Source organism: Streptomyces sp. NPDC002994 (assembly GCF_040611155.1).
Lineage (GTDB): Bacteria > Actinomycetota > Actinomycetes > Streptomycetales > Streptomycetaceae > Streptomyces.
On the sequence record NZ_JBEXNQ010000028.1, the window covers coordinates 86305 to 112402 of the forward strand.

28 protein-coding genes and 3 pseudogenes are annotated in these 26098 nt (G+C 70.1%); 19 read left to right on the forward strand and 12 right to left on the reverse strand.

The features are described 5' to 3' along the window. Positions 1 to 283: 283 nt before the first annotated feature. Both ABZX79_RS30105 and ABZX79_RS30110 read left to right on the forward strand, forming a co-directional pair. Entirely contained in the window at positions 284 to 925 is a 642-nt protein-coding gene (locus tag ABZX79_RS30105) for a helix-turn-helix domain-containing protein (RefSeq protein WP_214969334.1), read from the forward strand. A gap of 123 nt (positions 926 to 1048) precedes the next feature. Further along, entirely contained in the window at positions 1049 to 1840 is a 792-nt protein-coding gene (locus tag ABZX79_RS30110; protein WP_355264561.1) for a S16 family serine protease, read from the forward strand. Here ABZX79_RS30110 and ABZX79_RS30115 read toward each other — a convergent pair. The 6 genes and pseudogenes from ABZX79_RS30115 to ABZX79_RS30140 form a co-directional block, all read right to left on the reverse strand. Continuing rightward, complete coding sequence (locus ABZX79_RS30115; RefSeq protein WP_355264564.1) at positions 1776 to 3086, reverse strand: MFS transporter; 1311 nt, start codon at positions 3084 to 3086, stop codon at positions 1776 to 1778. The two genes, ABZX79_RS30110 and ABZX79_RS30115, sit on opposite strands and share 65 nt — an antisense overlap. Continuing rightward, positions 3083 to 3274, reverse strand: coding sequence for a hypothetical protein (locus tag ABZX79_RS30120; RefSeq protein WP_355264567.1), 192 nt, complete (start codon positions 3272 to 3274; stop codon positions 3083 to 3085). The genes ABZX79_RS30115 and ABZX79_RS30120 overlap by 4 nt, the downstream gene beginning before the upstream one ends. Positions 3275 to 3290: 16 nt before the next feature. Next, positions 3291 to 3860 (reverse strand): winged helix-turn-helix domain-containing protein, encoded by a 570-nt coding sequence (locus tag ABZX79_RS30125; protein WP_355264569.1) that lies wholly within the window; start codon positions 3858 to 3860, stop codon positions 3291 to 3293. A gap of 66 nt (positions 3861 to 3926) precedes the next feature. Next, positions 3927 to 4141, reverse strand: a pseudogene (locus ABZX79_RS30130) (glycine betaine ABC transporter substrate-binding protein); the annotation flags it as partial. Positions 4142 to 4150: 9 nt separating this feature from the next. Further along, a pseudogene (locus ABZX79_RS30135) lies at positions 4151 to 4366 on the reverse strand (ABC transporter permease); the annotation flags it as partial. 40 nt (positions 4367 to 4406) lie between these two features. Beyond that, positions 4407 to 4892 (reverse strand): Lrp/AsnC family transcriptional regulator, encoded by a 486-nt coding sequence (locus ABZX79_RS30140; protein WP_214969326.1) that lies wholly within the window; start codon positions 4890 to 4892, stop codon positions 4407 to 4409. A 154-nt stretch (positions 4893 to 5046) separates the two neighbouring features. Here ABZX79_RS30140 and hppD point away from each other — a divergent pair, with 154 nt between their 5' ends. From hppD to nthA, 5 genes are all read left to right on the forward strand, one after another. Further along, positions 5047 to 6195, forward strand: a complete 1149-nt coding sequence (gene hppD, locus ABZX79_RS30145) for a 4-hydroxyphenylpyruvate dioxygenase (protein WP_355264574.1) — start codon at positions 5047 to 5049, stop codon at positions 6193 to 6195. A 144-nt stretch (positions 6196 to 6339) separates the two neighbouring features. After that, the gene (locus ABZX79_RS30150) at positions 6340 to 7272 is read left to right on the forward strand and encodes a Teichoic acid biosynthesis protein C (Precursor) (protein WP_355264577.1); all 933 of its coding nucleotides are present in this window, start codon (positions 6340 to 6342) and stop codon (positions 7270 to 7272) included. A 9-nt stretch (positions 7273 to 7281) separates the two neighbouring features. After that, complete coding sequence (locus ABZX79_RS30155; RefSeq protein ID WP_214969307.1) at positions 7282 to 7563, forward strand: SH3-like domain-containing protein; 282 nt, start codon at positions 7282 to 7284, stop codon at positions 7561 to 7563. Continuing rightward, positions 7556 to 7840 (forward strand): SH3-like domain-containing protein, encoded by a 285-nt coding sequence (locus ABZX79_RS30160; protein ID WP_355264581.1) that lies wholly within the window; start codon positions 7556 to 7558, stop codon positions 7838 to 7840. The genes ABZX79_RS30155 and ABZX79_RS30160 overlap by 8 nt, the downstream gene beginning before the upstream one ends. After that, entirely contained in the window at positions 7837 to 8430 is a 594-nt protein-coding gene (gene nthA, locus ABZX79_RS30165) for a nitrile hydratase subunit alpha (RefSeq protein WP_355264584.1), read from the forward strand. Before ABZX79_RS30160 ends, nthA begins: the two co-directional genes overlap by 4 nt. A 280-nt stretch (positions 8431 to 8710) precedes the next feature. On the opposite strand, the gene ABZX79_RS30170 is transcribed toward nthA, so the two are convergent. Further along, on the reverse strand, positions 8711 to 10108 hold the full coding sequence (locus ABZX79_RS30170; RefSeq protein ID WP_355264587.1) for a tetratricopeptide repeat protein: 1398 nt from the start codon (positions 10106 to 10108) through the stop codon (positions 8711 to 8713). 97 nt (positions 10109 to 10205) lie between these two features. On the opposite strand from ABZX79_RS30170, the gene ABZX79_RS30175 reads away from it, so the two are divergent. Together ABZX79_RS30175 and ABZX79_RS30180 are read left to right on the forward strand one after the other, a co-directional pair. Then, entirely contained in the window at positions 10206 to 11573 is a 1368-nt protein-coding gene (locus tag ABZX79_RS30175; RefSeq protein ID WP_355264590.1) for an FAD-linked oxidase C-terminal domain-containing protein, read from the forward strand. Positions 11574 to 11666: 93 nt separating this feature from the next. Beyond that, positions 11667 to 12050, forward strand: coding sequence for a VOC family protein (locus ABZX79_RS30180; RefSeq protein ID WP_355264593.1), 384 nt, complete (start codon positions 11667 to 11669; stop codon positions 12048 to 12050). Positions 12051 to 12067: 17 nt separating this feature from the next. On the opposite strand, the gene ABZX79_RS30185 is transcribed toward ABZX79_RS30180, so the two are convergent. Beyond that, entirely contained in the window at positions 12068 to 12544 is a 477-nt protein-coding gene (locus ABZX79_RS30185; RefSeq protein ID WP_355264596.1) for an SsgA family sporulation/cell division regulator, read from the reverse strand. A gap of 267 nt (positions 12545 to 12811) precedes the next feature. On the opposite strand from ABZX79_RS30185, the gene ABZX79_RS30190 reads away from it, so the two are divergent. Continuing rightward, entirely contained in the window at positions 12812 to 14410 is a 1599-nt protein-coding gene (locus ABZX79_RS30190) for an RDD family protein (RefSeq protein WP_355264599.1), read from the forward strand. A 71-nt stretch (positions 14411 to 14481) separates the two neighbouring features. After that, complete coding sequence (locus tag ABZX79_RS30195) at positions 14482 to 15306, forward strand: RDD family protein (protein WP_355264602.1); 825 nt, start codon at positions 14482 to 14484, stop codon at positions 15304 to 15306. On the opposite strand, the gene ABZX79_RS30200 is transcribed toward ABZX79_RS30195, so the two are convergent. Further along, positions 15295 to 15573: a hypothetical protein gene (locus tag ABZX79_RS30200; RefSeq protein WP_355264605.1), complete on the reverse strand. Its 279-nt coding sequence runs from the start codon at positions 15571 to 15573 to the stop codon at positions 15295 to 15297. The two genes, ABZX79_RS30195 and ABZX79_RS30200, sit on opposite strands and share 12 nt — an antisense overlap. A 417-nt stretch (positions 15574 to 15990) precedes the next feature. On the opposite strand from ABZX79_RS30200, the gene ABZX79_RS30205 reads away from it, so the two are divergent. Both ABZX79_RS30205 and ABZX79_RS30210 read left to right on the forward strand, forming a co-directional pair. Further along, on the forward strand, positions 15991 to 18351 hold the full coding sequence (locus ABZX79_RS30205) for an immune inhibitor A domain-containing protein (protein ID WP_355264652.1): 2361 nt from the start codon (positions 15991 to 15993) through the stop codon (positions 18349 to 18351). A gap of 122 nt (positions 18352 to 18473) precedes the next feature. Further along, entirely contained in the window at positions 18474 to 18788 is a 315-nt protein-coding gene (locus ABZX79_RS30210) for a hypothetical protein (RefSeq protein ID WP_355264608.1), read from the forward strand. Positions 18789 to 18961: 173 nt separating this feature from the next. Here ABZX79_RS30210 and ABZX79_RS30215 read toward each other — a convergent pair whose 3' ends face one another. Continuing rightward, positions 18962 to 19546 (reverse strand): isochorismatase family protein, encoded by a 585-nt coding sequence (locus ABZX79_RS30215; RefSeq protein ID WP_355264611.1) that lies wholly within the window; start codon positions 19544 to 19546, stop codon positions 18962 to 18964. Between the two features lie 218 nt (positions 19547 to 19764). After that, the gene (locus tag ABZX79_RS30220; protein ID WP_355264614.1) at positions 19765 to 21093 is read right to left on the reverse strand and encodes a nicotinate phosphoribosyltransferase; all 1329 of its coding nucleotides are present in this window, start codon (positions 21091 to 21093) and stop codon (positions 19765 to 19767) included. 82 nt (positions 21094 to 21175) lie between these two features. On the opposite strand from ABZX79_RS30220, the gene clpS reads away from it, so the two are divergent. The 4 genes from clpS to ABZX79_RS30240 all read left to right on the forward strand — a co-directional run bounded on the left by clpS (position 21176) and on the right by ABZX79_RS30240 (position 24406). Beyond that, positions 21176 to 21490: an ATP-dependent Clp protease adapter ClpS gene (gene clpS, locus ABZX79_RS30225; protein WP_214969284.1), complete on the forward strand. Its 315-nt coding sequence runs from the start codon at positions 21176 to 21178 to the stop codon at positions 21488 to 21490. After that, on the forward strand, positions 21490 to 22092 hold the full coding sequence (locus ABZX79_RS30230; protein ID WP_355264617.1) for a DUF2017 domain-containing protein: 603 nt from the start codon (positions 21490 to 21492) through the stop codon (positions 22090 to 22092). The genes clpS and ABZX79_RS30230 overlap by 1 nt, the downstream gene beginning before the upstream one ends. Positions 22093 to 22451: 359 nt before the next feature. Beyond that, positions 22452 to 23906 carry an amino acid permease gene (locus tag ABZX79_RS30235; protein WP_355264620.1) on the forward strand — a complete coding sequence of 485 codons (1455 nt, stop codon included), beginning with the start codon at positions 22452 to 22454 and terminating at the stop codon, positions 23904 to 23906. 83 nt (positions 23907 to 23989) lie between these two features. After that, complete coding sequence (locus ABZX79_RS30240) at positions 23990 to 24406, forward strand: M67 family metallopeptidase (RefSeq protein ID WP_355264623.1); 417 nt, start codon at positions 23990 to 23992, stop codon at positions 24404 to 24406. Here ABZX79_RS30240 and ABZX79_RS30245 read toward each other — a convergent pair. Further along, positions 24390 to 25361 (reverse strand): DJ-1/PfpI family protein, encoded by a 972-nt coding sequence (locus tag ABZX79_RS30245; RefSeq protein WP_355264626.1) that lies wholly within the window; start codon positions 25359 to 25361, stop codon positions 24390 to 24392. The genes ABZX79_RS30240 and ABZX79_RS30245 overlap by 17 nt on opposite strands. Positions 25362 to 25422: 61 nt before the next feature. Between ABZX79_RS30245 and ABZX79_RS30250 the strand changes: the two genes are divergently transcribed. Both ABZX79_RS30250 and ABZX79_RS30255 read left to right on the forward strand, forming a co-directional pair. Then, positions 25423 to 25851 carry a VOC family protein gene (locus ABZX79_RS30250; RefSeq protein WP_355264629.1) on the forward strand — a complete coding sequence of 143 codons (429 nt, stop codon included), beginning with the start codon at positions 25423 to 25425 and terminating at the stop codon, positions 25849 to 25851. 92 nt (positions 25852 to 25943) lie between these two features. After that, a pseudogene (locus ABZX79_RS30255) lies at positions 25944 to 26098 on the forward strand (IS5/IS1182 family transposase); the annotation flags it as partial.

A 26098-nucleotide genomic window follows, 5' to 3' on the forward strand; every position in this document is an offset into this window, starting at 1 on the left:
GGGCCCCGCTCGGCTGTTGGTGTCCGTAGCTCCAGTTCCGGGCCTGCGCGGGATTGGTCCCGAATGGGGATCAACTCTCCTCCGGCGCCCGGATTCTGGACGAGGTCTTCCGCTGAGCGGAGTCGATCGCTACCTTTCCCGCAACGCATACGCCCCGTGGCAGACCCGCCTCGGAGCGCAGCCGGTGCCATGGCCTGCCGGCGGCCTCAGCGCGCGCCGCCGAAGGGACTGGCGACGCACAGCGTGAGAGAGCCGCCGCACTCACCACAGAGGAGTGGGCGTCGTGACCGCGGAAACCTCCCAGACGCTCGACCGAGGACTTCGTGTCCTCAAGCTGCTTTCCGACACGGACCACGGTCTGACCGTCACCGAGCTCTCCAACAAGCTCGGGGTCAACCGGACCGTCGTCTACCGGCTGCTCGCCACCCTCGAGCAGCACGCACTCGTACGCCGCGACCTGGGCGGACGTGCCCGCGTCGGCCTCGGCGTGCTGCGCCTGGGCCGTCAGGTCCATCCGCTCGTACGGGAAGCCGCCCTGCCCGCGCTGCGCTCGCTCGCCGAGGACATAGGCGCCACGGCGCACCTGACCCTGGTCGACGGCGCGGAGGCGCTCGCGGTCGCGGTCGTCGAGCCGACGTGGACCGACTATCACGTGGCGTACCGCACAGGGTTTCGTCATCCGCTCGACCGGGGTGCGGCCGGCAAGGCCATCCTCGCGGCCCGTCAGGGCGCGCTGGCGGTCGACGGCTTCACCCTCACGCACGGCGAACTGGAGGCGGGCGCGAGCGGCGCGGCCGCACCCCTGGTCGGCATAACCGGGCTGGAGGGCAGCGTCGGGGTCGTCATGCTCGCCGACTCCGTCCCGGAGCGGGTCGGGCCGCGTGTGGTCGACGCCGCGCGGGAGGTCGCCGACGCGCTGAGGTGAGAGGTGCGCGCCCGGCGGCCGGAGGCCGGCGCAGCGCCTCGAAGCCCGCGGAGCGGTGCGAGTGGTGCACGGGGGAGGAGCGGTGCACGGGGGAGAGGGGTGCGAGCCCACTAGATTAGGGGCGTGCTCTCACGTCTCTCCCGTCCCCGCGTCCTCGCCCTTTGCGGGACCTCCGTGCTCGCGCTCCTCGCCGTGGCCGGGTTCGCGCCGCTGCCGTACGTCCTCGCGCAGCCCGGCAGTACCGCGAACGTCCTGGGCGACGACAAGGGCAAGCCGGTGATCACCATCACCGGGGCGCCGGTCCGCGAGACCACCGGGCAGCTGCGGATGACGACGATCGTGGCGACCGGACCGTCCGTCGACGTCGACCTGGGGCAGGTCGCCGACGCGTGGTTCAGGACCGACCGGGCCGTCCTGCCGAAGGAAGCGGTCTACCCGACCGGCGGCACCGACGCCGAGATCGAGAAGCACAACGTCGCGGAGATGGAGCAGTCGCAGGAGACCGCCGTCGACGCGGCGCTCGGCTACCTCGGCAAGAGCCCCGACCGGGTCAAGGTCGATCTCAACCTCGCCGACATCGGCGGCCCCAGCGCCGGACTCCTCTTCTCGCTCGGCATCGTGAACAAGCTGGACGGCGACGGTTCGGGCGGCGACCTCACCGGCGGCCGCAACATCGCCGGTACGGGCACGATCACCTCCGGCGGAGACGTGGGCCCCGTCGGCGGCGTACCGCTCAAGACGCAGGCGGCCAGGCGCGACGGGGCGACGGTCTTCCTCGTGCCGAAGGACGAGTGCTCGCAGGCTCAGGCCGAGCTGCCGGACGGGCTGCGGCTCGTGCCCGTCACGACGCTCAAGGACGCGGTGCGGGCTCTGGTGGAGCTGGAGAAGAGGGGCGGGAAGGTTCCGAGCTGCTAGCAGCCGTTGGTGGTTTTACGTCGTCCATCGTCCGCCAGGACGGGAAGACCACCGGGCTCAGCGTCGCCAGGAAGTACGCCCCGCCGACCACCAGGAGCGCCGTCACCAGCCCTGCCTCCTCGACCAGCAGGCCCGCCGCGAGCCCGCCGAGCGGCATCGTCAGCTCGCAGCCGGCCGTGGCGACGCCGCCGACGCGGCTGCGCAGCTCCTGCGGGACGCGTTCGTACGTCACCGTCGTCAGGATCGGGTTGAGCATCCCGGCGGCCAGACCGCCCGCCGCCATCGTCACGGCCAGCGCGGCCGTTCCGTCCACGAGCGCGGCGACGACGAAGCGCGGCAGCCCGCAGAGCAGGAACGCGACCGTGAAGACCACCCGGCGCGGGAAACGCTCGCCGACCGCGCCGTAGAGCAGGGCGCCGAGCAGCGCGCAGCCGCCGAAGACCGCGGCGAGCAGGCCGAGGTCGGTCGCGCCGCCCAGGTTGTCCTTGGCGTGCACGGGCAGGAGGACCGCACTCCAGCCCTGGTCGAGGCCGTTGGTGAGCATCACCATCAGCACCATGGCCAGGAGGAGGCGGTGGCGGAGGAGGAAGACGTACCCCTCGCGGAGTTCCGTGCGGTACGTCGTGAACGACACCGGCGCCGCCGCCTTCTGCGGCTCGGCCGCCTGTACGCCCCGTACCCCCGCCGCGACCAGCAGTGCGGACACCGCGAACGTCGCCGCGTCGAGCAGCAGCACCGCCTCGGCGCCGAACAGCGCGATCAGTACGCCCGCCAGCGCGGCCCCGATCATGCGGGCCCCGCGCGAGACGCCCTCGAAGAGGCTGGCGGCGCGGGCGAGGGTGGTGCCGGCGTGGGTGGCGAGGTCGGGGACCAGGACGTAACGGGCGGTCATGCCGGGCGTATGGGCGAGGCCGCCGAGCGCCATCAGGGCGCACAGCATCCAGAACTCCAGCGCGCCGGCGTAGTGCAGCAGCGGGATCGCGCCGACGGCGAGGCCGCACACCAGGTCGGAGGCGACGGAGACCCGGCGACGGCCGATCCGGTCGATGAGGGGGCCGCCGACGAGCGCGGAGACGACGACCGGCAGCGTCGCGCAGAAGGCGACGACACCGGCGCGGCCGGCACTGCCCGTGGTCTCGAGCACGAACCACGGGACGCCGATCATGGTGAGTGAAGTACCGGCTATGGAGATGGTGTTGGCCGCCAGTACGGCGGCGAATGGTTTTCGTCCCCCCTGGGCGGTCATGCGATACGGGCCGACCGGGCGGGAGGGTGCTGGGCGAGGCGCAGGCCGATCTCGACCATGGTCCAGCCGAGGCGGGTGCGCAGGGCGCGGCGGGGTGCGGGGCGGGGGATGCGGGCGTACTCGGCTGCCTGGGCGTGCAGTTCGGCGGCGCGCTGGTGGTGGAGATGGAGGTGTGTGTCGGGGTGCATGGTGGGCGGGTTCCTCTCAGTCCGTGGGGCGGCGGGGGAACGAGTGCGTATGCAGGCGGACTTGGGCGGAGCCTTCGTCGGAGCGTCCGTGGTAGCTGTTGATGAGCGCGTGCATCTTCTCGTTCAGCTCCTTCAGCTGCTCAGGGGTGAGCTGGAGTGTGAAGTCGCTCATGTCCGAGCTGCCGGCCCATTCCTCGGGCCATTCGCGGGAGGTGGCGAGCCAGGTGCCGAGCTCCTGGGTGTGAATGTTCGCGATCTCGTGCAGGAAGAGGTCCGCGGCTCCGCGTACGGCGGGATCGGGGCTGCGGTGCAACTCCCTGCTGAAGGTGGTCCCTTCCTGTGCCGCCTTCCACCACCGCTCGCGGCCCTTGCCGCGCTCCGGGTCGTCCTCGACGAAGCCGTGCGCGGCGAGCTGGCGCAGGTGATAGCTGGTGGCGCCGCTGGACTCGCCCAGCCGGTCGGCCAGCTGGGAGGCGGTGGCGGGGCCGTCGTGGCGGAGGGACTTCAGCAGCTGGATGCGGAGGGGGTGGGCGAGGCCGCGCAGTGAACGGGCGTCGAGGATACGGGGGTTGGGTGCCTCAGGCATGACCTGACCCTAGGCTTGCAAAGAATGCTTTGCAAGTGGTTCGTTGCAATATTTCCTTTGCAACTCTCAGCCCTCCCTGATGAAGCCCTCCTTCACCAGCCAGTCCTTCGCCACCGCGTGCGGGTCCTCGCCGTCCACGTCCACCTTGCCGTTCAGCTCCCGCGCGACCTCGGTGTTCAGGCGCGCGCTCAGTTCGCCTCGATCCGGCCGTCGGTGGTGAACACCTCGCCCAGCAGGCACGACCCCGACTCGGAGACCTGGGTGTAGATGATCCCGGCGTCGCTGATCGCCAGCAGGCCGATCAGTGCGAGGGAGGGGATCGTGAGGACGGTCGCCGTGGACGTGATGGCCAGATTTCCGGCCCAGTCGCTGCGGTAGGTGAGCACGCCGATGGCGATGCCCAGCACGGTGGCGATCACCATGCACTGGAAGACCGCGCTGACGTGCTGGAGGGCGTCGGTGAGCAGTTGCTGGTGCCGGTTTCCCAGGTACTCCCAGAAGCTCACGCGTGCTCCTCGTGCTCCCTCGTCGGCCCGGTCGGGCCGGTCAGCCCGGTCGGTCCGCCGCGGCCTGCTCCACCAGCGGGATGATCCGCAGCGGCACGGGGTTCTCCATGACGATCGCCGTGGAGGCCCGCACAATGCCATCAAAACCGACAACGCGGTCGATCACACGTTGAAGATCGGCGTTGGAGCGGGCGACGAGGCGGCAGAGCATGTCGCCGTGCCCGGTGGTGGTGTGCAGCTCCAGGACCTCCGGGACGGTCGTCAGATGCGCCCGTACGTCGGCCCCCTGGCCCTGTTTGATCTCCAGCGTCGCGAACGCCGTCACCGGATAGCCGAGCGCGGCCGGATCGACGTCCGGGCCGAACCCGCGGATGACTCCATTGGACTGAAGGCGGTCCATCCGCGCCTGTACGGTCCCGCGCGCCACGCCCAGGCGGCGCGACGCCTCCAGCACCCCGATCCTCGGCTCGCGCGCCAGCAGCACGATGAGCCGGCCGTCGAGTTCGTCGATACCGTCCGTGGACATGGGGTACCCCCCGCCTTCTGATGCTTCCGATGCCTCGCGACGACCCTGAGCATCCTGTACAGATCGCTCGCTCATTCTCGCGAATCAGTGGGCATATTGCCCAGCCTTTCAGCGAACTATTGCGCAGCTTGCGATACGGAGAGACTCTGCCGATATGACTGAGACCACGCATCACACCACCCCCAGCACCGCGCGTGAGGCCGATCCCTTCCCGGTCAAGGGAATGGACGCGGTCGTCTTCGCCGTCGGCAATGCCAAGCAGGCCGCGCACTACTACTCGACCGCCTTCGGCATGAAGCTCGTCGCCTACTCCGGACCGGAGAACGGCAGCCGCGAGACCGCGAGTTACGTCCTGGCCAACGGCGCCGCGCGGTTCGTCCTCACCTCCGTCATCAAGCCCTCCACGGACCGCGGGCGCTTCCTGGCCGACCACGTGGCCGAGCACGGCGACGGCGTCGTCGACCTCGCCATCGAGGTCCCGGACGCCCGTGCCGCGTACGCCTACGCCGTCGAGCACGGAGCGCGCGGCCTCGAGGAGCCGCACGAGGTCAAGGACGATCACGGGGTTGTCGTCCTGGCCGCGATCGCGACGTACGGCAACACCCGGCACACCCTCGTCGAGCGGTCCCGTTACGACGGCCCGTACCTCCCCGGCTTCGTCGCCGCGAAGCCGATCGTCGAGCCGCCGGCCAAGCGCACCTTCCAGGCGATTGACCACTGCGTCGGCAATGTCGAGCTCGGCAAGATGAACGAGTGGGTCGCCTTCTACAACAAGGTCATGGGCTTCACCAACATGAAGGAGTTCGTGGGCGACGACATCGCCACCGAGTACTCCGCGCTCATGTCGAAGGTCGTCGCGGACGGCACCCTGAAGGTGAAGTTCCCGATCAACGAGCCCGCGATCGCGAAGAAGAAGTCGCAGATCGACGAGTACCTGGAGTTCTACGGCGGCGCCGGCGTCCAGCACATCGCGCTGGCCACGAACGACATCGTCGCGACCGTGCGCAGCATGCGGGCGGCGGGCGTTTCCTTCCTGGACACGCCCGACTCGTACTACGACACCCTCGGCGACTGGGCGGGCGAGACCCGGGTGCCGGTCGAGACCCTGCGCGAGCTGAAGATCCTGGTGGACCGCGATGAGGACGGCTACCTGCTGCAGATCTTCACCAAGCCCGTCCAGGACCGGCCGACCGTCTTCTTCGAGATGATCGAGCGGCACGGGTCGATGGGCTTCGGCAAGGGCAACTTCAAGGCGCTCTTCGAGGCGATCGAGCGCGAGCAGGAGAAGCGCGGCAACCTCTGAGCCTGCCCGCGGGTGAGTGCGCGCGCCGTGCGTGCCGCGCGTGCCGCGTGTGCTGCGCGTGCTGCGTGCACTGCGTGTGCTGCGTGCGCGGCCCTGCGCGCCCCTGACCATGGGGGCGCAGGGTCGCTATCGTGAGTCATGGCCATGACTAGTATCAGCGCGAGCACGAGTGACGAGCGCATCAACTTAGCCGTGCCGTCGAAGAGATGGCACTGGAAGAAGCAGCTCAGACATACCACCGTCCTCCAGTCCTTCGCCTTCGACGACTCCCGCAAGCGGCTGTACGTCGTCCAGGTGATGCAGGGCGGAATCAAGCTTCCGGGCGAGTCCCGGGCGTACAGCGGCACGGAGCGGCGACAGCGCGGCGACATGTGCCTCAACCAACTGGACCTCAGCGGCACCCGGTTGGGGCACATGTACCTGCTGGGGCACGGGCACGGCGTCGGCATGGGCGTCGAGCGGGACGCGGCCGGGGCGACCTGGATCTGGACCGAGTCGGACGGGCGGGTCGCCGAGTCCGGGGCGTTCGGGCGCGGCATCGCGCGGTTCCGGTTCGTGGACCGGAAGGTACGCCGCAGCTCGGCGGAATCCACTCGCTACCCCGTCCCCGGGTCCACCGCCAACCAGCCGTCCGTGGACATGAGCCGCAAACGGATCGCCGTCCGCCACCGCATCGGCGGCAAGGTCCGCTACCGCGTCTTCTCCCTGTCCCACGCCGTCGCGGGCAACTTCTCGAAGCCCCTGCACGACTTCGCGCAGCCCGCCGCGCACCCCGACGCGGACGTCGACTTCCAGGGCTTCGCGCTGCACGGCAACTACCTGTACCAGCTGGCCGGCGAGCCGTACGGAACCACCAATCCGCCCTCCGGGCACGGCAACACGTACGTCTCCTGCATCGACATCCGCACCGGCAGCCTGGTCCAGCGGAGCCGCACCGAGGCCGGTTACTCCCTCGACTACCGGGAGCCGGAAGGCCTCGCCGTACGGCGCACCAGCAAGCCGCAGCTGTGCATGGGCTTCGCCTCGGGGGAGCCGGGCGCGCGCAGGTACTCGATCTACTACAAGCAGCACGCATAAGCTCCTGGCATGGCCAGGATCAACGACGTGGGCGGCATGCAGGGCTTCGGGCCCGTCGACACCACCGACGACACAGAGCCCTTCCATGCCGACTGGGAGGCGCGGGTCTTCGCCCTCAACGGCGCACTCATCGCCCAGAAGGTCTACAACCTCGACGAGTTCCGCGACGCCGTCGAGACGATGCCGCCCGCGGAGTACCTCGCGGCGTCGTACTACGAGCGGTGGTTCTTCGCCATCCGTACGCTCCTGGAGCGCAAGGGCGTTGTCGCGGCGGGCGAGCTGGATGACTGACGCCGACCGCTACGCGCCGGGCGCGCGTGTCCGTACCGTCCACCACGACCCTCCTCACCACACCCGCCTGCCGCGGTACGCCCGCGGCAAGCGCGGCACGGTCATCGAGCCGGAGGGGCGGGCGCCGCTGGCCGATGTCCGCTCCCAGGGGCGTACGGACTGTCCCGTGGAGCAGGTGTACGCGGTGCGGTTCGCGGCGCGGGACCTGTGGGGTGAAGGTGATCATTACGTGGTTCTGGACCTGTTCGAAAGCTACTTGGAGGACGACCAGTCGTGACCGGAACCACCTCCCACTCCGATGCGCTGATCTCCCGCCAGGTGCGGCGCCTGGAGACGCTGCTGGAGGACCGTGGCATCGTCACCGGCGCCGCGGTCGACGAAGCCATCGACGCGTTTCTTACGGGCGCCTCGGCGGCCGGGGGCGCGCGCGTCGTGGCCCGGGCGTGGACGGACCCGGAGTTTCGGGCGCGGCTGCTGGCCGACGGGACCACGGCCGTCGCGGAGCTGGGGCTGTCGGCCGGGGGAGTGCAGCCGCAGCGGCTGCGCGTCGTCGAGAACACGGCCGACACGCACAACGTCGTGGTCTGCACGCTCTGCTCCTGCTACCCGATCCGGCTGCTGGGGCCGTCGCCGAGCTGGTACAAGAGCGAGGCGTACCGGTCGCGGGTGGTGCGGGAGCCGCGGGCGGTGCTGGCGGAATTCGGCCTGGTGCTGCCGGATGATGTCGCCGTGACGGTGTGGGACTCCACGTCGGAGACGCGCTACATGGTCCTGCCGCGTCGGCCGGCGGGCACGGAGGGCCTGGACGAACCGTCCCTGGCAGCCCTGATCACCCGCAACGCCCTGATCGGCACGGCAGCGCTCTAGCTCCCGGCCCCTACCGCCGCCGCAGCCCCTGCCTCCGGCCCCTTCCAGCCCGTCCGGCCGCATTCAGCCCGTCCGGCGTTTGAGGACCGGGGTCTGGGGCGGAGCCCCACTCCGCCGGGGGCGCCACCGCTCTGCCACCCCTGGGGGGTCGGTGCCGCGCCGGGGCGTCTCCTCGGGTGCCGAACGTTCGGGCACCGGGCACGTTCGGGCGCGTTGCGTTCGACACCCTGCGGGGAGCGCCCCGACACGGCCCCTCCTGGCACCGTGGCCTGCGAAGCGCTCAGCGGCGGAGCCCAACCCCCGAGGGCTCACCCAGGGCGTTCAGCGCCTCCCGCGCCTTCGGCCCCAGCAGCGGGGAGAACGCCGGGTTGATGCGCAACGCCTCCTCCAAGTGGCGCCTGGCCGCGCCGTACTTGCGCACGTCTCGTTCGATCGTGGCCAAGTGGTAGAAGAACTGCGCGTTGCGCAAGCCGTAGTTCGTGGCTTTCCGGGCGTACTTGAGGGCCTCGGTGCGCTTCTCACCGGACCGGAACAGGGCCCAGGCCAGCGCGTCCGCGACATGCGCGTTCGGATGCCGCTGCCACTCCGCCCGCAACCGCCGCACCGCCGAGGCCGGATCACCGTGATCCGCGTCGAGCTGCCCGAGGAGGAGTTCGTTCCCGCCGCCCCCGCGACGCTGCCGCAGGGCCACCCCTTCCCGTACGAGGGTGTACTGCGCCTGCGCCTGCGCCTCGCGGCCCAGGGACTGCAACAGCTCGCCGTACTCCAGGTGGAGCTCAGGAAGCGGGGTGACCGCCAGCGCGGTCTGGTAATCGCGTTCCGCGTCGGCCGTGAGGCCCAGCGCCGCCAGGACCCGGGCACGCCCCGCCTGGGCTCTCGCGTAGCCGGGGTCCGTCCGCAGGGCCGCCTCGTAGTGGCTCAGGGCCTCCTCCAGCTCGCCCCGTTCCCACGCCAGCTCACCCATCAGGTGAAGCCCGGTCACCTTCTCCGCGGCGGAGCCCGCACGCGCCGTCGCGTCGGCCAGAGTCGCCGCCGCGTCCTCCCGCCAGCCCCGGTCGCGGTACACCTCCGCCGCGAGCCGCCGCACCGAGGGGCCGGGGTGCAGCGCCTCCAGCTTCTTCAGCGCCTCGGCGGCCGCGTTCTGGTCGCCCAGCCGCGTGTACACGCCGATCAGCACCGGGTACGCCGTCCAGCGCCTCGGGGACTGCTTCCGTACCGCCTCGCCCCACTTCTTCGCCGCACGGTGGTCCCCCCGGGCATGGGCGAGCGCCGCGAGACCGACCAGGGCGTCAGGATTGCCGCTCTTCTCGGGGCGTACGGACAGCGAGTGCCGCAGCGCCATCTCCGCGCGGGGGAAGTCCTCCGGGTCGGCCGTCCAGCGGCCCCGCTCCAGGTACGCCGAGCCGAGCACCGACCAGGAATGGTCGTCCTCGGGGTGCGCGCGCAGCCACGACTCGCGGTCGCCGATGAGTGCGGTCAGGTCGGCGGCGGAGGCCGGCACCCCGGCGCCCACGGCCTCGACGGCGGCCATCGCCCGCCCGACGGGGCCCGGCGCCGGCGCTTCCTCGTCCAGCCACCCCGACGTGAGCACCCCTGCGGCGCCGGCCGCGAGCACCACCGTGACCGTGAACGCGGCGACCCGGGGCCACCGCCGCTTCACCTGCAATTCCTTCCGCATGCCGCTCACTGTGCGCCAGCGCCAGGAGCTCGTCCGGACGCGCGAAGTGGATCGCAGACGGGTTCACACCGATGGCCCCGAGTGCCACGCTGGGACCATGGACGATCTTCTCGTACAGCTGCGCGCGGGCCTCCCGGCCGAGGCTTTGATCACCGACCCGGACATCATGGCGTCGTACGCCCATGACATGGCCGGATTCTGCGAGGCCGGAGCCCCGGCCGTGGTGGTCCTGCCGCGCACCGTCGAGCAGGTCCAGCACGTCATGCGCACCGCGACCGCGCTGCGCGTCCCCGTCGTGCCGCAGGGCGCGCGGACGGGGCTGTCCGGCGCCGCCAACGCGACGGACGGCTGCATCGTGCTGTCGCTGGTGAAGATGGACCGGATTCTGGAGATCAGTGCGGTTGATCGGATCGCCGTGGTCGAGCCGGGGGTGATCAACGCGGTGCTGTCGCGTGCTGTGGGTGAGGAAGGGCTCTATTACCCGCCGGATCCGTCGAGTTGGGAGATGTGCACCATCGGCGGCAACATCGGCACGGCTGCCGGTGGGCTGTGCTGTGTGAAGTACGGCGTGACCGCTGAGTACGTGCTGGGGCTGGATGTCGTGCTTGCCGACGGGAGGCTTCTCACGACGGGGCGGCGCACGGCCAAGGGGGTCGCGGGCTACGACCTCACCCGGCTCTTCGTCGGCTCCGAAGGCACCCTCGGCATCGTTGTCAAGGCGGTGCTCGCGCTGAAGCCCGCACCACCGCGCCAGCTCGTCCTCGCCGCCGAGTTCCCGACCGTGGCCGCCGCCTGCGACGCCGTCTGCGAGATCATGGCGCGCGGGCATGCCCCTTCGCTGCTTGAGCTCATGGACCGTACGACACTGCGCGCCGTCAACAAGATGGCGAACATGGGTCTTCCCGAGTCCACCGAGGCGCTGCTGCTGGCCGCCTTCGACACCCCGGACCCGGCCGCCGACCTGGCGGTGGTCGGTGAGCTGTGCACCGCGGCCGGCGCTTCCGGGGTCGTCCCCGCCGACGACGTCGCCGAGTCCGAACTGCTGCTGAAGGCGCGGCGGATGTCCCTTACGGCGCTGGAAGCCGTGAAGTCCGCGACGATGATCGACGATGTGTGCGTGCCGCGCTCGAAGCTCGGCGCGATGCTGGAGGGGACGGCTGTCATCGCCGAGAAGTACGACCTCGTCATCGGGGTGTGCGCGCACGCGGGTGACGGCAATACGCATCCCGTGGTGTGCTTCGACCATCTGGACGAGGACGAGTCGCGGCGCGCCCGTGAATCCTTCGACGAAATCATGGCGCTCGGCTTGGAACTCGGCGGCACGATCACCGGCGAGCACGGTGTCGGCGTACTGAAGAAGGAATGGCTGGCGCGCGAACTCGGCTCTGTGGGAGTCGAGTTGCAGCAGGCCGTCAAGGCGGCCTTCGATCCGCTCGGGCTCCTCAATCCGGGCAAGGTCCTCTGAGGCCCGAGACGTACGGCCAAAGCCCGATGGCCCGGGCGCGGTGCTGCGCATAGCGTGGGGAGGCAGGTCAAGCAGCCTCAACGAGGAGGAACCGTGCCCGCGCGCCTCGACCACACCATCGTCCACAGCCGCGACCGCTTCGCCGCCGCCCGGTTCCTCACGGAGCTGATCGGCGCCCCGGAGCCGAAGCCCTTCGGCCCCTTCGCGAGCGTGCCGCTGGAGAACGGCGTCACGCTCGACTACATGGACTCCGACAGCGCGCGGATCGTCTCGCAGCATCTGGCGTTCCTGGTGCCGGACAGCGAATTCGACGAGATCCTCGCGCGGGTGAAGGAGCGCGAACTTCCTTACTGGGCCGACCCGCACCACGAGACGTCGCAGCAGATCAACCACCTCTTCCAGGGGCGCGGGTTCTACATCGACGACCCCGACGGCCACTCCGTCGAGTTCATCACCCATACGTACGTGAGCGACTGAAGCTCTCTGGTCCTCGGTCATGCCTCGCCGTCCTTCGACTCGTCCGACGGCCACGGGTCGCGCAGCCACAGGTCGTCGGCCGGGGTCGGCGTCAGCAGTTCGGCCAGCGCCTCGTCCATCCCGAGGCGCCCGGACTCCGTCCCGGGCGGGACCGCGCGCAGCGTCCGCTCCAGCCAGGCGGACACGGCCGGGGACGGTACCTCCAGGAGGGCGTCGCCGTCGGGCGACGTCAGGGCCACGCAGAGCACGCTGCGCGAGTCGATCTTGGTCGGCCAGACCCGGACGTCACCGTGGCCGCACGGCCGGAACACGCCCTCGACGAGCAGCTCGCGGGCGAACGTCCAGTTCACCGGGGAGTCCGAGCCGATGTGGAAGCTGATGTGCACGGCGTACGGGTCCTGGGTGCGGTAGGTCAGCCGGGCCGGGACGGCGACGCTGCGCTCGGGCGACAGCACCAGGTTGAGTTCGAGTTCGCGTTCCACCACGGTGTGCATGAGGGTGCCTTTCTCTCCAGGTACGGGCCTGCGCCTTCGAGCGGGCCTCAGAGGGAGAGAGGGACTTTGCGGCGGTTCATTACGCGACTTTCCTCCATGACTTCAAAGTCTTTCGGGCGGCCGTGGGGAGGCCCGGGGGAGGCCACGGGGAGGGTGTGGGGATGCCCGGAAAGAAGTGCTTCCATTGGGACCGGCCCGGCGCGTCGCGGCGGTCTGATAGATGTGGACCTCGATAACGAGGCCATCGACTAGATACGGGACACGGTGATGAGCGCCCCCACCCCGGCCAGCGGCGACAGCAGCCCCACTCCTGGCTACTATCCCGACCCGTCCATCCCCGGTTACGTCCGGTTCTGGAACGGGGCCTCATGGGTGCCCGGAACCAGTCGCCCCGCCCCGTCGGACGGCGAGGGACTGCCGGCCGCGCCCGCGGCCACGGCGCCCCCCGCCCCTGCCCCCACTGCCTCCGTCGAGGAGACCGGTCCGCTCTTCTTCGACGAGGAACCCGAGGGCGCGCACCTGCACGGCAGCCCCCCGGAACCTGCGTCGGCGTGGCAGGCGGACACGTCCCGCCAGACCGGCTTCGGCGGCGAACGCGACCGCCGCGTCTCGTGGGGCTCCCCCCAGCCGGACCCCGCCCCGGGCACCACACCTCCGGCCGTCGGCGGTATGTCGGAGGACCCCCGGCGCGCTGCGGCGGCGCCGGGTGAGGCATCGGGCGATCAGCGCCGCGGAGGCGGCGGGATCGACCTCCGGCGTACGGGCGGCTCCGCGCCGGAAGCCGCCTCGGGCGCGGCACCCCGTGGCGGTACGCCCGCAGCCCCGGCCGAGACCGGCCCGCGCGGCACCGGCGGCGCGGACCCCAGCGGCGGTGCGCTTCCCGGCGTCCGTACGCCGCCTCCCCACGACGGCACGGTCACCATCCGCGCCCTGCGCCGCGGCGACGCGGAGTCCCCGCGCACGGCCCAGGCCGACGGCACCATGGCCATCAGGACCATGACCCCGGGAGCCGGCCGCCCCCAAGTCCCGGGCCAGACCCGCCCGGGCCAGGGACAAACACCTGGCGCCCCCCAGGCACCCGCCCCCGCTCAAGCGCAGTCCCAGGGCCAGGCGCCCGCGCAGCCGCATGCTCCCGGGCGGGCCCAGAGCCCCGGCCAGGGCCAGGCGCCGGGTGCGCCGGGACCGCAGGCCGGCGGTGGGGTCGCTGCCGCTGCCGCTCCCGCTCCTGTTTCTTCCGGGGCGGGCGGCGGGGCCGCGTCCTGGGCGCAGCAGGTGCACCAGCTCGCGCAGCCGGACCAGGACGAGGCCGGCGCGCCGCCCGTCGTGCCCTGGAAGCCGCCGGTCAGCGATCCGTTCCTACAAGCCGCCCAGGCCCAGGCCGCGGCCAGGCCCGCCGGCCTCGCCAAGCGGCTGGCCGCCCGGCTGATCGACACCGTCGTCCTCGGCGCAGGCGTCAGCGCGGTCGCCGTACCGCTGGTATCCGCCGCACTCGCGCACATCGACGACAAGATCGAGGCGGCGAAGCTCTCCGGCGAGACCGTGACCGTATGGCTCCTCGACGGAACCACCGCCGGGTACTTCGGCATCGTGCTCGGCGCGTACCTCCTCCTCGGAGTGGTGTACGAGGTGCTGCCGACCGCCAAGTGGGGCCGTACGCTCGGCAAGAAGCTGTGCCGGATGCACGTGCGGGACATCGAGGCGCACGAACCCCCGACGTTCGGCGCCGCGCTGCGCCGCTGGCTGGTCTACGGGGTGCTCGGCGTCCTCGCCATCGGGATCGTCAACGCCGCGTGGTGCCTGTTCGACCGCCCGTGGCGGCAGTGCTGGCACGACAAGGCGGCCCGTACGTTCGTGGCGGGGGACTGAGGGACCCGCAAGGTCCCCCGAACGGCACCCGACCGGATGCGGGCGGCGGGCGGGCGCGGTCGACTGCGGTTATGAGCAACGATCAGCCGCCGACCGGTCCGCCGCCCGATGACGACCCGTTCCGCAAGAAGCCGCCGCAGGAGCCGCCGTCGACGCCGCCGCCGCCACCTCCGTCCGGTGGCGGACCGTACGGGCAAGGCGGCACCGGCGGTCCGGGCGGGCCGGCGGAACCTGGTCAGCCCGGCGGCCCGACCCCGCCCGGCGGCGGACCGTACGGGGAAGGCGGCACCGGCGGTCCGGGCGGCCCCGGTGATCCCGGCGGCCCCACCCCACCCGGCCCCGGCTCCCCCTACGGTGGCTCCCCGTACGGCGGCGGCCCGTACGGCACCCCGCCCCCGCCCTACAGCGGCGGCGCCGCCGACCCTCTCGCGGGGATGCCACCGCTCGCCCCCACCGGCAAGCGCATCGCGGCCCGCATCATCGACGCACTGATCGTCGGCATCCCGCTGGGGCTCATCGGCTGGGCGCTCGGCATGTTCGGCAGCTACAACAGCGACGACTGGGACGAAGTCTCGACCATGTCCGACGGCAAGTCGCTGACCTGGCAGCTCGTCAGCATGGTCGTGTACATCGGCTACGACACCTACCTGACGGCCAAGGACGGCCAGACCGTCGGCAAGCGGCTGATGAACCTGCGCGTCGCGATGCTCAACAACGGCATGGTCCCGGAGATGAACGCGTCGCTGCTGCGCGCCGTGGTCCTGTGGGTGCCGGCTCTGATCTGCTGCTTCTGCCTGTGGTGGCTCATCAACCTGGTGATGATCCTGGTCGACAAGCCCTACAGACAGGGGTTGCACGACAAGGCGGCAAAGACGGTGGTGGTCTCAACCACGTAGCGAGTGCCCGCCGACCGTGGAGTGGGCCCGCGAGGGCCGCGCGGTGACCGTCTCGGAGACGGCCGCATCGTTCGTACGACGAACCGTGCGCGCCGTCTTCGGCATCGGCACCGTCAGCGCGACCAGCAGCCCCAGCGCGAGCGCGGCGAGGGCGATGATCGCGACGCCGATGCCCGACGCCGTCTGGGACAGCAGCAGCATGGCGAGGGTCGAGAAGACGACGGTGGCTGAACCGTATGCGAACTGTGCGGCAGTCGGACGCGGCATGGCGATTTCCGTCCTCGGAGCAGCGATAGGGGGTCTCTCTCAACCAGGTCGCACTGCAGGCGACTCTACGACGGTGAGTGCCCGCACGGAACGGGTAGTAAGCGTGACCTAACCCACGGTGCCGGTGCATCGGGGGCGCACGGAGTCATTCCGTATCTCATCAGGTGAGATCGACGCGCCTGCCTGCCCATCGGGAGTGTCCGCTATCCGGAACCGAACAACTACATAGTGCACTTGAGCTGCTCAAGTCAAGATCTGTCTTTTCTTCGGTAACTCCGGTCGAATGTCGTCACTTGAGACGCGCGCCGCGCCCGGATACCCCTCACCCTCTTCCGTGCTGACGCGGCCCGCGGGGGAGGACATCATCAAGTGACCACCAACAGAGGGCGGATCAGAGCCGCCGCCGTAGTCGTGGCCATGGCCGCGACCGCCGCGACGGCATCCGGTTTCGCCACGGCCCAGGCTGACGAGAAGCCGACGGGCACAGGGGGCAAGGCCAACATCGAGCGCCGCGACCCGGCGCCCGCCAAGGGCCATGTCGAGCACGATCTCGAAGGCCCGTTCAGCAAGCAGCAGGAACTGGAGCGCAAGGCGGCGCTCGAACAGGTCATAGCCGGCGACGCCACGGTGCAAAAGCGCGGCGCTTCCAAGGTCGTGAAGCTCGACGACAAGAAGTACGTCGAACTGGGCCGGGAGAAGACCGACAAGATCTTCACGATCCTGGTGGAGTTCGGCGACAAGGTCGACAGCACGACCATGTTCGACCCGGACGGCGACGGCCCGAAGCCGCCGGTGAAGAAGTACGGCGGCGAGCCCGGCCCGGCGCACAACCGGATAGCCGAGCCGGACCGTGGAGAGGACAACTCCACGGCCTGGCAGAAGGACTACGACCAGAAGCACTTCCAGGAGCTGTACTTCGGCGAGGGCAAGGGCAAGGACTCCCTCAAGACGTACTACGAGAAGACCTCGTCCGGCCGCTACTCGGTCGACGGCGAAGTCTCCGACTGGGTCAAGGTCGACTACAACGAGGCCCGTTACGGCTCCAACTACTGCGGCAGCAGCAACTGCTCCAACGTGTGGGACACCGTCCGCGACGGCGTGGCCGCCTGGGCCGCCGACCAGAAGGCCAAGGGCAAGACGGACGCCGAGATCAAGGCGCAGCTCGCCGGTTACGACCAGTGGGACCGCTACGACTTCGACTCAGACGGCAACTTCAACGAGTCCGACGGCTACATCGACCACTTCCAGATCGTCCACGCGGGCGAGGACGAGTCGGCGGGCGGCGGCGACCAGGGCGAGAACGCCCTGTGGGCGCACCGCTGGTACGCGTACGGCACGGACGCCGGCAAGACCGGCCCCGCTGGCAACCCGGCCGGCGGCGCCCAGATCGGCAAGACCGGCATCTGGGTCGGCGACTACACCATGCAGCCGGAGAACGGCGGCCTCGGTGTCTTCGCGCACGAGTACGGCCACGACCTCGGCCTGCCCGACCTGTACGACACCTCCGGCGGCGGCGAGAACGGCGTCGGCTTCTGGTCGTTGATGTCGGCCGGTTCCTGGCTCGGCAAGGGCAAGAACGAAATCGGCGACCTGCCCGGTGACATGACCGCCTGGGACAAGCTCCAGCTGGGCTGGCTCGACTACGACAAGGCCAAGGCCGCGACGAAGTCGAAGCACAAGCTGGGCGTCTCGGCGTACAACACCAAGAACCCGCAGGCGCTCGTCGTCGAGCTGCCCAAGAAGGCCGTCACCACTTCTGTCGTGAAGCCCGCCGAGGGCTCCAAGCAGTGGTGGAGCGGCATGGGTGACGACCTCAAGAACACCCTCACCCGGTCGGTCGACCTCACCGGCAAGGCCAAGGCGGAGCTGTCGCTCCAGGGCTGGTGGGACATCGAGGCCGAGTACGACTGGCTGTACGCCGAGGTCTCGGCCGACGCGGGCAAGACGTGGACCGTCGTCGACGGCACGGCCGACGGCAAGGCGCTCGCGCGCGACGCCGCCGGCAACCCGGGGCTGACCGGTGTGGGCGGCGCGTACAAGAAGCTGGCCTTCCCGCTCGACGCGTACGCCGGCAAGAAGGTCGACCTCCGCTTCCGCTACCAGACGGACGGCGGCGCGGGCGGCAAGGGCTTCGCGGCCGACGCGATCACGGTGACGGCCGACGGCGCTCCGCTCTTCACGGACAACGCCGAGGGCGCCGACGACAACGGCTGGACCGCCAAGGGTTTCTCGCGCATCGGTGAGTCCTTCACCAAGGAGTACGAGCAGTACTACCTGGCCGAGAACCGCCAGTACGTGTCGTACGACAAGACGCTCGCCGTCGGCCCGTACAACTTCGGCTTCGCCACGACCCGTCCCAGCTGGGTCGAGCACTACCCGTACCAGAACGGCCTGATGGTCTGGCTCTGGGACACCTCCCAGAAGGACAACAACACCAGCCAGCACCACGGCAAGGGCCTGATCCTGCCGGTCGACGCGCACGCCAAGCCGCTGAAGTGGGCGGACGGCAAGCTGCTGCGGAACAAGATCCAGTCCTTCGACTCCACCTTCAGCCGCTACCGCACGGACGGCTTCACGCTGCACAACGCGGACGTGCCGCTGAAGCTGGCGTCGCAGAAGGGCGTCTCGGTCTTCGACGACCGCAAGGGGACGTACTGGTACAAGGAGAACCCGACCGGTGGGGTGCAGGTCACTGACACCAACACCAAGATCTCGATCGTGAGCGAGCCGAAGAGCGGCTCGACGATCACGGTGAAGGTCGGTCCCTCCGGTAAGTAATTCGTAACACCGCAGGTCAGAGCATGATCGGCCGTCGCCCTCTAGCGGGCGGCGGCCGTTCACGTTTAGATGCCTCTTGACCAGCTCTTGTTGACACCACGTCTTATGGGGGATTGATCGGCATGTCCGGTGGAGGTTTCGTACGGCTGCCCGGCGGCAGTGTGGTGGTAGCTCTCACGCTGCCCAGCCCGACGGCCGAAGGCCACAAGGTCCGCGTCCTGGTCCACTCCCTGAACCGGGCCCGCGCGCTGACGCGGCTGCGCAACCTCGGCCTGCGGGCGGTCTACCTGCGGGGCAACGCCCACCCGCCGACGCTGGACGAGATCACGGCGGTCCTGCACCATCCGGACGGCCTGCTGTGGCGCACGGCGCCGCAGGAGACGGCGGAGCTCTGGCATCCGATACGGGCGCTGCTCAGGCCTGTACGCCCGGCGTAGGCGTAGGCGTAGGCGGCGGGTGCGGGCGGGTGGGCCGCTGCGCGGGGCCTCTGGGGCGCTGCCCCAGAGACCCCGCTCCTCAAACGCCGGAGGGGCTGAGAGTTGCCGCTGCGCGGCACATCCAGCCCGTCCGGCGTTCGGAAAGGCCCGCGCAGCGGAGCCCGCGCCCGCGCCTAGACCACCGGCTTGCCGGACAGCTCGACCCCCGCCTCGCGCATCTCCTCCAGCGCCCGCTCCGTCGTCGCCTCCGACACGCCCGCCGTCAGGTCGAGCAGTACGTGCGTCGTGAAACCCTCGCGGACCGCGTCCAGCGCGGTCGCCCGCACACAGTGGTCCGTCGCGATGCCGACCACGTCGACCTCGGTGACGCCGCGCGCCCGCAGCCAGTCGGCCAGCCCGACGCCGTTCTCGTCGGCTCCCTCGAAGCCGCTGTACGCCGCCGCGTGCGCGCCCTTGTCGAACACGGCGGCGATGGCGCCCGACGCGACGGCCGGCGCGAAGTTCGGGTGGAAGCCCACGCCCTCCGTACCGGCGACGCAGTGCACCGGCCAGGAGTGGACGTAGTCCGGGTTGGGCGAGAAGTGGTCGCCGGGATCGACATGGTGATCGCGGGTGGCGACGACGTGGCGGTAGCCGGCCGGGGCCTCGCCGATCAGGTCGGTGACGGCGGCGGCGACATCGGCGCCGCCCGCCACCGCGAGACTCCCGCCCTCGCAGAAGTCGTTCTGAACGTCCACGACGATCAAGGCGCGGTGCATGGCGGGGCCCTTCGGTGGGGGTTCGGCGGGCGGGTGTCCGCTGTGGGGTGATGGTTCGAGAGTAGAGATTCCAACGGCCTTGCGGCAGGGGGCCTTTGGCTGCTAGGCGGCCGACGACGGTCAGCGAGGGCCGGGGCGAGGGTCAGCGTGGACCGGCGAGGGCCGACCGGACCCCCGTCGCCCGCCCTCTCGCTTCCCGCTGCCCGCTCACCCCGCGTTCATGCGTACTCCGTGGGGATCACCGGCTCGCCCCTGGACAGCTGCACCGCGGACATCGGCAGGGCCCCGCGCGCCGCGATATGCCGCTGCCGTACGTCGTCCAGCGGCTCGCGCGCCACGACCTCGCCGCCCTTGACCAGCTCGACCAGCAGCTGCCGGTCCGCCAGCTCGGGCGGCACAAGGCCGGTGCCGACGACCTCCGCCTCCGCGACGCCGTGCGCGTCCAGCCGCCGCGCCGCCCACTTGCGGCCACCGATCGACGTCTTCCCGCCCGTCGACTTCTTCGCGACCGGCTGGAGCGGAGCGTTCGGGTCCGCCGAGTCGGCCCTGGCGACCAGCTTGTAGACCATGGAGCAGGTGGGGTGCCCGCTGCCCGTGACCAGCTGCGTGCCCACGCCGTACGCGTCGACCGGAGCCGCCGCCAGCGAGGCGATGGCGTACTCGTCGAGGTCGCTGGTCACCACGATCCGGGTCCCGGTGGCCCCCAGCTCGTCCAGCTGCTGCCGCACCCGGTGCGCGACCAGCAGCAGGTCACCCGAGTCGATACGGACCGCGCCCAGGCCCGTCCCGGCCACCTCCACGGCAGTACGGACGGCCTGTGCGACGTCGTACGTGTCGACCAGCAGCGTCGTACCGCTGCCGAGCGAGGCGACCTGCGCCTGGAAGGCGTCACGCTCGCTGTCGTGCAGCAGGGTGAACGCGTGCGCGCTGGTGCCGACGGTCGGGATGTTGTACCGGAAACCGGCCGCGAGGTCCGAGGTCGAACTGAAGCCGCCGACGTACGCCGCGCGCGACGAGGCCACGGCGGACAGCTCGTGCGTACGCCGGGCGCCCATCTCGATCAGCGGCCGGTCTCCCGCCGCGGCGGCCATCCGGGAGGCCGCGGCCGCGATGGCGGAGTCGTGGTTGAGGATCGAAAGGATCACGGTCTCCAGCAGCACGCACTCGGCGAAGCTGCCCTCGACCCGCAGGATCGGAGAGCCCGGGAAGTAGACCTCGCCCTCGGGATAGCCCCAGATGTCGCCCGAGAAGCGGTACGAGGCGAGCCACTCCAGCGTCGGCTCGTCGACGATCGCGTACTCGCGCAGAAAGCCCAGCACGCCCGCGTCGAAGCGGAAGTTCTCCACGGCGTCCAGGACCCGCCCGGTGCCCGCGACGACGCCGTAGCGGCGCCCTTCGGGCAGTCTGCGGGTGAAGACCTCGAAGACCGAGCGCCGGTCGGCGGTGCCGGCCCTGAGGGCGGCCTGCAGCATCGTGAACTCGTACTGGTCGGTGAAGAGCGCTGTCGACGGCACATCCACCGGCAGCCCAAGGTCCGCAGTGTTCATGCAGAGGATGCTACCTCCTCATCTCGTCAGAGTGACGATTTCTAGGCCGTCGTTTGTGCGATGGCCCCTGACCGGTGGCACCATGGGACAAGTGAGTACGGCTCCCGTAGAGATCGAACGCCCAGAGTCGGCCGAGGAAACCTCCGCCGTCCCCGAACCGGACGTCCCCTGGGTGACGCTGGTCCACAACGACCCCGTCAATCTCATGAGCTATGTCGAGTACGTCTTCCAGAGCTACTTCGGCTACTCCAAGGACAAGGCGCACAAGCTGATGCTCGACGTCCATCACAAAGGCCGCGCGGTCGTATCCAGCGGCAGCCGCGAGGAGATGGAGCGCGACGTGCAGGCGATGCACGGCTTCGGACTCTGGGCGACGCTCACGCAGGACCGCGGCTGATGGCCGGGCTCTTCGAGGAGATCCCGGGCGGCGGCGCGGCCGTCGTGCTCGACGAGGTCGAGGTCTCGATCCTGCGCAGTCTGGCCGTACAGCTGCTTGAGCTGGTCGGACCCGGCGAGCAGCCGACGGCGGGCGGCGACCCGCTGGCCGCGCTGTTCGCGCAGGGGCCGAGCGAGGCACCCTCCGACCCGGCCCTGGCGCGGCTCTTCCCCGACGCGTACGGCGATCCGCAGGCCGATCCCGACGACGCGCACGAGCGCGAGGTGCGCGCCAACTCGGCCGAGTTCCGGCGCTTCACCGAGAACGACCTGCGCGAGCGCAAGCGCGAGGACGCCCTCGCGGTCGTACGCAGCCTCGATTCGCTGACCACCGCCGGTGAGGGCGGCGCCGTACTCAAGCTCACGGACGACGAGTGCAAGCGCTGGCTCGGCACACTCAACGATCTGCGGCTGACGATCGGGACCCGCCTGGAGGTCACCGACGAGGATGAGACCGGCGAGCTCTACCGGCTGCCGGACTCCGACCCGCGGAAGCCCATGGTGATGGCGTATCTGTGGCTCGGCGCGCTCCAGGAGAGCCTCGTCGAAACGCTTATGCCGTGACTATGACCTGACCTGTCCGGACATATCGATCACGAATTGATCATGGCGTTCGCTCAACGGACACTCAAATCCGGATAACGATCGCATTAACGCTTGGGGCTCCTTTGCAGCCCCAGGCGTTTTTTGTCCCCATTTCGCCGTGGCGTGCGCCACATTGGGCGCAGTGGATCACTGTCGCGAGCGTGATAGATCTTCACGACCGCCCGGGGACGCCACCCCTGTCCCCGGGGGCGCTGACGTCGGCTGACCGCCGGCACGCACTCCATTCCACATCCGGGGGTCTCCGCCCCTCAAAGGATCGTCACAGTCGATCCGAGCCGCTGAAGGCCGGATCGGCATGGAGAAAGGCGCGATACACCATGACCTCAGTGCAGGTCGACAACAAGCACGACGGCAGTGAGGCCGAAGGCGCGACATCCGGCGAGGGTTACCAGCGCGGACTCGGCGCCCGCCAGATCCAGATGATCGCGATCGGCGGCGCCATCGGCACCGGCCTCTTCCTCGGCGCCGGCAAGGGCATCTCCATCGCCGGCCCCAGCCTGATCCTCGCCTACGCCATGGCCGGCCTCGTCATCTTCTTCATCATGCGGGCGCTCGGCGAGCTCCTCATGTACCGCCCGGTCTCCGGGTCCTTCTCGGAGTACGCCCGCGAGTTCGTCGGCCCCTTCGCGGGCTTCGTGACCGGCTGGACGTACTGGCTCTTCTGGGTCGTCACCGGCATCACCGAGGTCACCGCGGCCTCCGAGTACATGCAGTACTGGACCAAGAACACGGACGGCTGGACCGACCAGCCGCAGTGGGTCTTCGCTCTGATCTTCACGGTCCTCCTCTTCTGCGTGAACCTGATCTCGGTCAAGCTCTTCGGTGAGCTGGAGTTCTGGTTCTCGATGATCAAGGTGACCGCGATCGTCGGCATGATCCTGATCTGCGCAGGCATCCTCACCCTCGGCTTCTCCGACGCCGGCGACACCGCCTCGGTGACCATGCTCTGGGACCAGGGCGGCTTCTTCCCCAACGGCATCGGCCAGACGCTGATGACCCTCCAGCTGGTCATGTTCGCCTTCCTCGCCGTCGAGCTGGTCGGCGTCACGGCGGGCGAGGCCAAGGACCCGAAGACGGTCCTGCCGAAGGCCATCAACACCGTCCCGTGGCGCATCGCCGTCTTCTACGTCGGCGCGCTGATCATGATCCTGTCGGTCGTCCCGTGGACCCACTTCCAGCCGGGCGTCTCGCCGTTCGTGGCGGCCTTCGAGAAGATGGGCCTCGGCGTCGGCGCGGCCATCGTCAACTTCGTGGTCCTCACCGCCGCCCTGTCCTCCTGCAACTCGGGCATGTACTCCACCGGCCGCATGCTGCGCGACCTCGCGCTCAACGGCCAGGGCCCGAAGTTCTTCACCAAGCTGACCAAGAACGGCCTGCCGCTGGCGGGCACGTCCTTCTCCGCCGCCCTGATGCTGGTCGGCGTGTGGATCAACTACCAGTGGCCCGGCGAGGCGTTCAACTACGTCGTCTCCTTCGCGACCATCTCCGGCATGTGGGCCTGGATCATGATCCTGGTCAGCCAGATCCGCTACCGCGCCAAGTCCGACCGCGGCGAGCTGCCGAAGTCCAGCTTCCGGGCGCCGGGAGCGCCGTACACCAGCTGGTTCGCCCTGTGCTTCATCGGCATGGTCATCGTGATGATGGGCATCGACAGGGACGCGCGAATCTCCCTCTACTGCGCGCCGCTGTGGGCGCTGCTGCTGGGCGTCTCGTGGCTGGTCCTGAAGAAGCGGGCCACCACCGCGTCGCAGAGCGCCTCACCCAAGGCGTAACCGCTCCGCTTGCGAGTCCAGCATTCGGTCCCGTTCGTACCATCCTTCGGTACGGGCGGGACTGTCTGCTTATCCTGGGGCCTATGCTGACCATTTCCCAGGCCCTGTACGACCAGATCGTCGCGCACGCCCGCGCCGACCACCCCGACGAGGCGTGCGGTGTGGTCGCGGGTCCGGCAGGGTCCGGGCGCCCCGAGCGCTTCATCCCGATGCTGAACGCCGCCCGCTCGCCCACGTTCTACGAGTTCGACTCGTCGGACCTGCTGAAGCTGTACCGCGACATGGACGACCGGGACGAAGAGCCCGTGGTCATCTACCACTCGCACACGGCGACCGAGGCCTACCCGTCGCGCACGGACATCAGTTACGCGAACGAACCCGGCGCCCACTACGTCCTGGTCTCCACCGCCGACAAGGACGACGCGGGTCCCTTCCAGTTCCGCTCGTTCCGCATCGTGGACGGCGTGATCACGGAGGAAGAGGTCAAGGTCGGGGAGTAGCGGATACGGCGTTTACGCCCGTACCGCGGAAGCGCGCGGCGTACGCCGACGGGGTCACCCCGAAGTGCCGGGCGAAAGCCCGGCGCAGGCTCTCGTCGCTGCCGATACCACTGCGCGCGGCCGCCCCGGTGACCCCGGCGCCGCCCTCCAGCAGGATGCGCGCCGCCTCCAGCCGTACGCCCTCCACGAACCCGGCGGGCGAGGTACCCGTCTGGTCCCGGAACAGCCGCGTCAGGTGGCGCGTGCTCACGCCGGCGCTGCGCGCCATCGCCCGCAGGCTGTGATCGGCCGCCGGGTCGGCGACCACGGCGTCGAGCAGCGGGCGTACGAGCGGATGGCGGGTCGGCGGCGTACGGGACGCGGCGGAGAACTGCGACTGCCCGCCCGGCCGCTGCAGAAACACCACCAGGTCGCGCGCCACGCGCCGGGCCTCCTCGGGCCCCCGGTCCTGCTCGACCAGGGCCAGGCACACGTCTATGCCGGCGGTCACCCCGGCCGAGGTGAAGACCGGCCCGTCCTGGACATAGATGGCGTCCGGCGTGACCGCGACCTCGGGAAACCGGCGGGCGAGCTCGGCGGCATGCTGCCAGTGCGTGGTAGCCCGCCGCCCTTTGAGCAGCCCGGCGGCGGCAAGCGCGAAAGCGCCCGTACAGACGGCGGCGACCCGCCCCGACACTGCTGCGAGCGAGGCGACTTGGCCGACGGGCCCCGGCGTACGGAGGAACCCGTCTATATCGGCGGCCCCCGGCACGACGAGGGTGTCGGCCCGGCCCACGTCCCCGGCGGCGAGGTCCGCGCCGATCCGCAGCCCGGTGGAGGTGGTGACGTCACGCCCGTCGGGCGTGCAGACGCGCACGGCGTAGCCGTTCCCGGCGGTGGTGAAGACCTCAAGCGGAGCGGAAACATCCATGAGCCGCACACCGTCGAACGCGAACACCACCACGGAGTGAGTCATCCTGCGAGGTTAGGCGCGTTGGCTCCGCCGTACTGTCAGAGGTGCGCAGTACGGTCCCGTCATGGCAACCAGAATCAGTCTGACCCTCGACTGCAAGGACGCGAAGCGCCTCGGCGAGTTCTGGAAGACGGCGCTGGGCTATGTCGACGAGCCGCCGCCCGCTCCCTTCAGAACCCGCGAGGAGTGGCACGCGAGTTTCAACCTGCCGGAGGACGACTTGGTGGGCGACGGAGCGTGGCTGTGCGATCCCAACGGCGTCGGCCTCCGGCTCGCCATCCTCAAGGTCCCCGAGCCGAAGACGGCGAAGAACCGACTGCATATCGACGTCAGGGTGCCAGGACAAGGCAGCCCCGATGAGCGGTGGGCGCGGATCAGGGCCGAGTCTGAGTGGCTGGTGAAGGCGGGCGGGATCGTCCTGGAGGAGTTCGACGGGCACCACATTGTGATGGTCGACCCGGAGGGCAATGAGCTCTTTCAGAGTGGCCACTGATCGGGTGAAGGGGTCGGTGTCTGCAACGCACGAGGCTCCCGTGCCGTTGAGAGAGGTGTTCGACTTCTCAACTCATCGGCCCAGGAGCCACGTTGGTTCCCTATCCTGCCGCACTCGACCTGTCCCATGCTTTGGTCGAGTGGGTCACCATGCTCATCGTCACCCGCGAGGGTGACCGCCGCTGCAAGCTCCCGCCGCACCAGCGTGCCCTGGTCGGCCTCGTGTACCTACGCAGGCATGACACTCT

What these genes read in the sequence shown, in the direction of transcription:
- ABZX79_RS30115 (WP_355264564.1), bottom strand. Translation starts at nt 3,086, where the DNA reads ATGACCGCCCAGGGGGGACGAAAACCATTCGCCGCCGTACTGGCGGCC.
- ABZX79_RS30120 (WP_355264567.1), bottom strand. Translation starts at nt 3,274, where the DNA reads ATGCACCCCGACACACACCTCCATCTCCACCACCAGCGCGCCGCCGAA.
- ABZX79_RS30125 (WP_355264569.1), bottom strand. Translation starts at nt 3,860, where the DNA reads ATGCCTGAGGCACCCAACCCCCGTATCCTCGACGCCCGTTCACTGCGC.
- ABZX79_RS30140 (WP_214969326.1), bottom strand. Translation starts at nt 4,892, where the DNA reads ATGTCCACGGACGGTATCGACGAACTCGACGGCCGGCTCATCGTGCTG.
- hppD (WP_355264574.1), top strand. Translation starts at nt 5,047, where the DNA reads ATGACTGAGACCACGCATCACACCACCCCCAGCACCGCGCGTGAGGCC.
- ABZX79_RS30150 (WP_355264577.1), top strand. Translation starts at nt 6,340, where the DNA reads ATGACTAGTATCAGCGCGAGCACGAGTGACGAGCGCATCAACTTAGCC.
- ABZX79_RS30155 (WP_214969307.1), top strand. Translation starts at nt 7,282, where the DNA reads ATGGCCAGGATCAACGACGTGGGCGGCATGCAGGGCTTCGGGCCCGTC.
- ABZX79_RS30160 (WP_355264581.1), top strand. Translation starts at nt 7,556, where the DNA reads ATGACTGACGCCGACCGCTACGCGCCGGGCGCGCGTGTCCGTACCGTC.
- ABZX79_RS30170 (WP_355264587.1), bottom strand. Translation starts at nt 10,108, where the DNA reads ATGCGGAAGGAATTGCAGGTGAAGCGGCGGTGGCCCCGGGTCGCCGCG.
- ABZX79_RS30175 (WP_355264590.1), top strand. Translation starts at nt 10,206, where the DNA reads ATGGACGATCTTCTCGTACAGCTGCGCGCGGGCCTCCCGGCCGAGGCT.
- ABZX79_RS30185 (WP_355264596.1), bottom strand. Translation starts at nt 12,544, where the DNA reads ATGCACACCGTGGTGGAACGCGAACTCGAACTCAACCTGGTGCTGTCG.
- ABZX79_RS30190 (WP_355264599.1), top strand. Translation starts at nt 12,812, where the DNA reads ATGAGCGCCCCCACCCCGGCCAGCGGCGACAGCAGCCCCACTCCTGGC.
- ABZX79_RS30195 (WP_355264602.1), top strand. Translation starts at nt 14,482, where the DNA reads ATGAGCAACGATCAGCCGCCGACCGGTCCGCCGCCCGATGACGACCCG.
- ABZX79_RS30200 (WP_355264605.1), bottom strand. Translation starts at nt 15,573, where the DNA reads ATGCCGCGTCCGACTGCCGCACAGTTCGCATACGGTTCAGCCACCGTC.
- ABZX79_RS30205 (WP_355264652.1), top strand. Translation starts at nt 15,991, where the DNA reads ATGGCCGCGACCGCCGCGACGGCATCCGGTTTCGCCACGGCCCAGGCT.
- ABZX79_RS30210 (WP_355264608.1), top strand. Translation starts at nt 18,474, where the DNA reads ATGTCCGGTGGAGGTTTCGTACGGCTGCCCGGCGGCAGTGTGGTGGTA.
- ABZX79_RS30215 (WP_355264611.1), bottom strand. Translation starts at nt 19,546, where the DNA reads ATGCACCGCGCCTTGATCGTCGTGGACGTTCAGAACGACTTCTGCGAG.
- ABZX79_RS30220 (WP_355264614.1), bottom strand. Translation starts at nt 21,093, where the DNA reads ATGAACACTGCGGACCTTGGGCTGCCGGTGGATGTGCCGTCGACAGCG.
- clpS (WP_214969284.1), top strand. Translation starts at nt 21,176, where the DNA reads ATGGGACAAGTGAGTACGGCTCCCGTAGAGATCGAACGCCCAGAGTCG.
- ABZX79_RS30230 (WP_355264617.1), top strand. Translation starts at nt 21,490, where the DNA reads ATGGCCGGGCTCTTCGAGGAGATCCCGGGCGGCGGCGCGGCCGTCGTG.
- ABZX79_RS30235 (WP_355264620.1), top strand. Translation starts at nt 22,452, where the DNA reads ATGACCTCAGTGCAGGTCGACAACAAGCACGACGGCAGTGAGGCCGAA.
- ABZX79_RS30240 (WP_355264623.1), top strand. Translation starts at nt 23,990, where the DNA reads ATGCTGACCATTTCCCAGGCCCTGTACGACCAGATCGTCGCGCACGCC.
- ABZX79_RS30245 (WP_355264626.1), bottom strand. Translation starts at nt 25,361, where the DNA reads ATGACTCACTCCGTGGTGGTGTTCGCGTTCGACGGTGTGCGGCTCATG.
- ABZX79_RS30250 (WP_355264629.1), top strand. Translation starts at nt 25,423, where the DNA reads ATGGCAACCAGAATCAGTCTGACCCTCGACTGCAAGGACGCGAAGCGC.